Below are 6141 nucleotides of genomic sequence, written 5' to 3' on the forward strand. Positions count from 1 at the left end.
CGGTCAGCTCCGGCTGATCGCCTCGCCGATCGTCCGCAGCCCGTCGACGTCGTGCACGTCGGCGGGCTGCGCCGTCACCGACACCGCCGGCACCGCCGGGAACGCCTCGGTGAACCGGGCCGCCACCTGCTCCTCGCGCACCGCCTGCTGGGCCAGCGCGGCGTGCGCGCGCAACACCTCGACGGTGCCCTCGTGCCCACCCAGGCCGGCCAGCCGCTCCGCGGCGGCCAGGCTCTCCGCCGCGGACAGGGCCGCGGCCGGCCGGTGCACCCGGTTGAGCACCAGCCCGGCCAGCGGCATCCGCTCCTCACGCAGGCGGCCGGCGAAGTAGGCGGCCTCCCGGACCGCGTCCGGCTCCGGCGCCGCGACCAGCAGGAACGCCGTCTCCCGGGCCTGGAGGATCCGGTACGTCTGCTCGGCGCGCTGCCGGAACCCGCCGAACATCGAGTCGAGGGCGGCCACGAAGCCGGACAGGTCGGTGAGCAGCTGGGCGCCGATCACCTTCTGCACCACCTTGGAGAACATCCCGAAGCTGGCGGTGACCAGGCTGAACATGCTCCGCCCGCCGCTGCGTGCCGGAGCCAGCAGCAGCCGCAGCATCCGGCCGTCGAGGAACCGGGACAGCCGGGCCGGTGCGTCCAGGAAGTCGAGCGCGGACCGCGACGGCGGCGTGTCCACCACGATCAGGTCCCACTCGCCCCGGGCGTGCAACTGGCCCAGCTTCTCCATCGCCATGTACTCCTGTGTGCCGGCGAAGGTGGAACTCATGGCCTGGTAGAAGGGGTTCGCGAAGATCTCCGCGGCCTTCGCCGGGTCGGTGTGCTGGAGCACCACGTCGTCGAACGTGCGCTTCATGTCGAGCATCATGGCGTGCAGTTCGCCGCCGCTGGCCTCGACGTCGATGCCCTTGACCTGCCGGGGTGTGTTGTCCAGCTCGGTCAGGCCGAGCGACTGGGCCAGCCGGCGGGCCGGGTCGATGGTGAGCACCACCGTCCGCCGGCCGTGCCGTTCGGCCGCCCGCAGCGCCAGCGCCGCGGCGGTGGTCGTCTTGCCCACGCCGCCCGCCCCGCAGCAGACCACGATCCGTACGCCGTCGTCGGCGAGGATCTGGTCGACGTCAAGCGGAGGCGCCGCGTCTTCGGAAGGCACCAATCGAGCGTATCGGTCCCGAGGGCCTCTCTGCTCCGTGCCGGCCGCAGGTGTGAGTCAATCCGCCCGGACGAGGGCCTCGGCGAGCGTCTCCAGCCCGGCTCGGTCGACCCCCTCGGGCAGCAGCGGCAACTCGACCAGGGGCAGGCCCAGATCCACCAGGTCACCCCGCAGGGAGTCCTCCAGCTCACGGCGTACCTGCTGGTCACGAGCCTCCTCGACGAGCCCGGCCACGGTCGGGCCGTCGGTCGGCAGGCCGGCGGCGGCCAGCCCGCGCTTCAGCTCGGCCGCTGTCACCGCGCGTCCGGCCGGCACCGGCGGACGGACGCCGTTGACGATCACCCGGCCGACCGGGAAACCGAGCTGGGTCAGCTCCGCGACCGCGTCGAGCGTCTCCTGGACCGGCATCTCCTCCAGGAGCGTGACCACGTGCACAGCGGTCATCGGGGACCGGAGCAGCGCGGAGACGCCCTCGCTCTGGGTCTTGATCGGGCCGACCTTCGCCAGCCGGGCGGTCTCCGCCGTCACATTCAGGAAGCGGCCGATCCGCCCGGTCGGCGGCGCGTCCAGCACCACCGCGTCGTACGTCCGGCGCGATCCGCTGGTGCGGGTGGTCGCCTCCTTGACCTTGCCGGTGAGCAGCACGTCGCGCAGGCCCGGCGCGATCGTGGTGGCGAAGTCGATCGCGCCGAGCTTGCGCAGCGCCCGGCCGGCCGCGCCGAGCTTGTAGAACATGTCCAGGTATTCGAGGAGCGCCTCCTCGGCGTCGACCGCCAGCGCCCGCACCTCACCGCCGCCGGGCGCGTCGGCGAGGTGCCGTTCCTCGTACGGCAGCGGGTCGGTGCCGAAGAGCTGGGCGATGCCCTGCCGGCCCTCCACCTCGACCAGCAGGGTGCGCCGGCCCCCGGCGGCCAGGCCGAGGGCCAGCGCGGCGGCCACGCTGGTCTTTCCGGTGCCGCCCTTGCCGGTCACCACGTGCAGGCGGGCCGGCCATCTGCCGGCGGACTCGGCCGGCTGCTCACTAGCTGCCACCCGTCGAGCCTAACCAGCCGTTGGGACCAGCTCTGTCCGGCCGGTGGGATCAGCCGACCTCGCAGACCCACCAACCCGTCTTCCGCACCACTGTGAAACGCAGCGCCTGCTCGGCGACCTTCTCGTCGGCGGTGGTCATGGTCACCCGCGCGGAGACGGTGGCCCGGTCCCCGGTCTGGTTGTCGACGGTCGGGGTGGGCCAGCGGAAACGGGGGTTCTGGTACTGCGCGACGTACTCCCGCACCTCGGTGACCTTGGCGGCGATCTTCTCGTCGTCACGGGCCGCCGAGCAGACGAACGCGGCCGCCTTCTCGGCGTCGCGCTCCTGGTAGACGGCCTTGAGGAAGCCGTCCACGGCTACCTGCGGTTCTTTCGCGCCCTGGCCGTCCTCGCTGTTGCGTAACGCGAGGAACGCGGCAGTGCCCCCGCCGCCGCAGAGCAGGACCGCGGCGGCCAGCACCAGCGAGACGATCAGCACCGCCGGTCGCTTTCGCGGCGGGGTGCCGGACGGATACGCCGGCGGACCGGCTGCGGGTGCGGATCCCGGCGGCGCGCCGCCGACGGGCGGCGGTTGCGGATTCGGGTCGCCGGGCGTGCCGGTGTCGCCACCGGCGGGCGGTTGGGTCATCTGTCTCCCCCGGGTTGCGGCTCCCGTCGCCGCCCCAGGCGACGGGCACGGGTCGAGGTGTGCGGGCGCGCGTCGGCGCGCGTCCAGTCCGGAAGGGTATCGGTCGGCGGTGCGCTTGCCAGCCCCGCGTACGCGCCCCGCCGGGCGGACACGGCTACCGCGTTCCCGACCAGCCTTGTGTCGCAAATGTGACTGGAGGTGACGAGGAGTGCGCGTCCCGTTGCCGGGACTTGTCGAAGGATCTACGTTCGTCCCCGACGCGGAGAGCCGGGCCGGGGACGGCTCCGAGCCGGATGGCGGTGTTTGTTGAACAGGTACGACGCCCGGAGGCGACGGATGCGCGACGCGGAGAACAGTCCCCGAGGCCAGTTCCCCGGTGACCGGGCCGGACGGCCGGGTGAGGCCGAGGTGCCGGGTGCGCCGTTCAACGAGCGCTCCTACGGCCCGCCGGCCGAGGCGGTCCGGACGCTGCCCCGATCCGGCGGGAAGGGGCGGGACGAGGACGAGCCCGGCTACGTCATCCACCTCCAGGTCCGGGTGCCCGACCTGGACGCGGCCACCGCGCTCGCCGGCACCGTGGCCACCTCGCTGGGCTTCCTGGTGGAGCTGGACGCGGGCGAGACCACCGTCTCCACCGCCGACGACCAGAACAACAGGCACCGGGTCTTCTGCGACCTGCTGCTGCCCGACCGCAGCCGGTGCCCGCAGCGCTTCGAGCACGAGGGCCCGTGCGGCGAGCCGCCGCCGGCACCGGAGCCGCGTCCCGCGTCCTGGTGACCGCGGCGGACCGTAGGCTGTGCCTGACCGAAGTCCAAGTCAGGCAAGGGAGCCCTCCTCCGATGCAGAAGTGGGAATACGCCACGGTGCCGCTGCTGGTCCACGCGACCAAGCAGATCCTCGACAACTGGGGCGAGGACGGCTGGGAACTGGTCTCCGTGGTCCCCGGCCCGAACCCGGAGCAGCTCGTCGCGTACCTGAAGCGTCCGAAGGGCTGACCTCGATGAGCAACGGACCCCACGCGAAGCTCGCCGAGCTCGGCCTCGAACTGCCCGAGGTGGTGCCGCCGGTGGCCAGCTACGTGCCGGCCGTCCAGTCCGGGCAGCACGTCTACGTGTCCGGCCAGCTGCCGATGGCCGAGGGCAAGCTGCTCGCCACCGGCAAGGTCGGCAACGGCGTCTCGGCCGAGCAGGCCAAGGACCTGGCGGAGCGGTGCGCGCTGAACGCGCTCGCCGCGATCGACGCGCTGGTCGGGCTGGAGAACGTGGTGAAGGTCGTGAAGCTGACCGGTTTCGTGGCCAGCGCACCCGGCTTCACCGGCCAGCCCGGCGTGATCAACGGTGCCTCCGACCTGTTCGGCGCCGTGTTCGGCGAGGCCGGCCGCCACGCCCGCAGCGCCGTGGGCGTGGCCGAGCTCCCCCTCGACGCCCCGGTAGAGGTAGAGGTCATCGTCGAGGTCGCGTAACGCTGGAGCCCGCCGCTGAAGCCCGCGATCTTGCGGTTGTGGCCCCGGCAGAAGCCCCAGACGGGGACAAAGCTCGGGCCGGAACTGCAAGATCGCGGGGAGTGGCGGGCGGAGTCGTACGATCGCAGCCATGGGTGGGCGTATGGCCGGTGCGGCGGGGGCGCTTGCGGACGGGCTGCCGGGGTGGGTGACGCTGCTGCGTGCGCCGAACCCGGGGCCGATGACGCTCGACGGGACCAACACCTGGGTGCTGCGGGCCGGGCCGGACGCGCCCGCCGTCGTGGTCGACCCGGGGCCCGCCGACGAGGGGCACCTGGCCGCGATCGCGGCGCAGGGACGCATCGGATGCGTGCTGATCACGCACGGGCACGCCGACCACACCGAGGGCGCGCCCCGGCTGCGCGAGCTGCTCGACGGCGTACCGGTGCTCGCCGCCGACCCGGCGCACACCGCCGGAGGCGAGCCGCTCACCGCCGACACCACCATCGACGTGGGGCTGGACCTGCGCCTGCTGCCCACCCCCGGGCACACCGCCGACTCGGTCTGCCTGGTCGCCGCGCACGACGGCGAGCACGTGGTGCTGACCGGTGACACCATCCTCGGCCGGGGCACCACAGTGGTCGCCCACCCGGACGGGCACCTCGGCGACTACCTGTCGAGCCTGGAGCTGCTCTCCGCGTACCGGGGGATCCCGGCGCTGCCGGGCCACGGCCCGGCGCTGGCCGACTGCGGTGTAGCGGCCGACTTCTACCTGGCCCACCGGCGGGCCCGGCTGGACCAGGTGCGTGCCGCCGTCGCCGCGGGCGCCACCACCGCCGCCGAGGTGGTCGCAGTGGTCTACGCCGACGTCGACAGGTCGCTGTGGTGGGCCGCCGAGTGGTCGGTCCGGGCCCAGCTCGAACACCTCGGAGTGGAGCAGCCGTGACCTGCCCGGTGTGCGGAACCGTAGCCGTGCCCGGGGCGCGGTTCTGCCACAACTGCGGGGCGGCGCTTCCGGCTGCCGCCACACTGCCCGCCGCCGAGCGCCGCGTGGTGACGGTGCTCTTCGGTGACCTGTCCGACTTCACCTCCTGGTCGGAGGACCTGGACCCGGAACGGGTCGGCGCGGTCACCGACCGGGTGCTGGCCGCCCTCGCGGGCGCGGTCAAGACGTTCGGCGGGCACGTCGACAAGCTCACCGGCGACGGGATCATGGCGGTCTTCGGCGCGCCTGTGGCGCACGAGGACGACGCCGAGCGGGCGGTCCGCGCCGCGCTGTCCATGCAGCGCGCGGTGCGGCGGGTGCTCGACGACGAGCGCGGCGGCGGCGCGCCGCTGGGCCTGCGCGTCGGCCTCAACACCGGGGACGTGATCGCGGGCATCCAGGCGGCGATCGAGTACACGGTCATCGGCGACACGGTGAACACCGCCGCCCGGCTGGCCGACGCCGCCGCCGTCGGTGCGGTCTACGCCGGTGCGCGCACGTCCGCCGCCACCCGGCACGTCGCCTCCTGGCGGGCGCTGCGCCCGCTGCGGCTCAAGGGCAAGCGGGAACCGGTCGAGGCGTACGAGCTGCTGGGCCTGCTCGACGCGCCCGGCACCCGGTCCGGGCTCGGTGACGAGGCGCCGTTCGTGGGCCGGGAGACCGAGATCGGCCGGGTCGCCGGCCGGCTCGCCGAGGTGATCGACAGGGGCGAGCCCCGGGTGCTGCTGATGACCGCCGAGGCGGGGATCGGCAAGTCCCGGTTCGCGGCCGAGGTGGAACGCCTCGCCGCCGGCTACGACGTCGGCGCCGGGCGGTACGCGGCGCACACCGGCGCGCGGGTGCTGTCGGTGCGCTGCGCGGCGTTCGGCGAACGGCGCCGGCTGGCCCCGCTGGCCGACCTGGTCC

The 6141-nt window shown here is 73.9% G+C and carries 8 protein-coding genes; 5 read left to right on the forward strand and 3 right to left on the reverse strand.

The window, feature by feature from the left end; all coding sequences use genetic code 11:
* Nucleotides 1-3: 3 nt before the first annotated feature.
* Genes bagB through AC2CHG_RS14865 form a run of 3 tightly spaced genes read right to left on the reverse strand, consistent with a single transcriptional unit; the run spans nt 4 to nt 2809 of the window.
* Entirely contained in the window at nt 4-1152 is a 1149-nt protein-coding gene (bagB, locus tag AC2CHG_RS14855) for an ArsA family ATPase (protein ID WP_262013430.1), read from the reverse strand.
* Nucleotides 1153-1206: 54 nt separating this feature from the next.
* Entirely contained in the window at nt 1207-2181 is a 975-nt protein-coding gene (gene bagA / locus AC2CHG_RS14860) for an ATPase BagA (protein ID WP_030273789.1), read from the reverse strand.
* Between the two features lie 49 nt (nt 2182-2230).
* Entirely contained in the window at nt 2231-2809 is a 579-nt protein-coding gene (locus tag AC2CHG_RS14865) for an Rv0361 family membrane protein (RefSeq protein ID WP_262013429.1), read from the reverse strand.
* A 336-nt stretch (nt 2810-3145) separates the two neighbouring features.
* Here AC2CHG_RS14865 and AC2CHG_RS14870 point away from each other — a divergent pair, with 336 nt between their 5' ends.
* The 5 genes from AC2CHG_RS14870 to AC2CHG_RS14890 form a co-directional block, all read left to right on the forward strand.
* Nucleotides 3146-3586, forward strand: a complete 441-nt coding sequence (locus AC2CHG_RS14870; protein ID WP_194801986.1) for a hypothetical protein — start codon at nt 3146-3148, stop codon at nt 3584-3586.
* Between the two features lie 62 nt (nt 3587-3648).
* On the forward strand, nt 3649-3804 hold the full coding sequence (sp36, locus tag AC2CHG_RS14875; RefSeq protein WP_013289021.1) for a Sp36 family protein: 156 nt from the start codon (nt 3649-3651) through the stop codon (nt 3802-3804).
* Between the two features lie 5 nt (nt 3805-3809).
* Nucleotides 3810-4271 carry a RidA family protein gene (locus AC2CHG_RS14880; protein WP_135242382.1) on the forward strand — a complete coding sequence of 154 codons (462 nt, stop codon included), beginning with the start codon at nt 3810-3812 and terminating at the stop codon, nt 4269-4271.
* A 130-nt stretch (nt 4272-4401) separates the two neighbouring features.
* Nucleotides 4402-5196 carry an MBL fold metallo-hydrolase gene (locus AC2CHG_RS14885; protein WP_370584982.1) on the forward strand — a complete coding sequence of 265 codons (795 nt, stop codon included), beginning with the start codon at nt 4402-4404 and terminating at the stop codon, nt 5194-5196.
* Nucleotides 5193-6141 (forward strand): adenylate/guanylate cyclase domain-containing protein (locus tag AC2CHG_RS14890; protein WP_484524950.1); only part of this gene is annotated, 949 nt, incomplete at its 3' end. The genes AC2CHG_RS14885 and AC2CHG_RS14890, both read left to right, overlap by 4 nt.

It is taken from the genome of Micromonospora sp. ATLC20 (genome assembly GCF_057196585.1).

Bases quoted from the DNA above. Each gene is read 5' to 3' on its own strand.
- AC2CHG_RS14865 (WP_262013429.1), bottom strand. From the start codon at position 2,809: ATGACCCAACCGCCCGCCGGTGGCGACACCGGCACGCCCGGCGACCCG.
- AC2CHG_RS14870 (WP_194801986.1), top strand. From the start codon at position 3,146: ATGCGCGACGCGGAGAACAGTCCCCGAGGCCAGTTCCCCGGTGACCGG.
- sp36 (WP_013289021.1), top strand. From the start codon at position 3,649: ATGCAGAAGTGGGAATACGCCACGGTGCCGCTGCTGGTCCACGCGACC.
- AC2CHG_RS14880 (WP_135242382.1), top strand. From the start codon at position 3,810: ATGAGCAACGGACCCCACGCGAAGCTCGCCGAGCTCGGCCTCGAACTG.
- AC2CHG_RS14885 (WP_370584982.1), top strand. From the start codon at position 4,402: ATGGGTGGGCGTATGGCCGGTGCGGCGGGGGCGCTTGCGGACGGGCTG.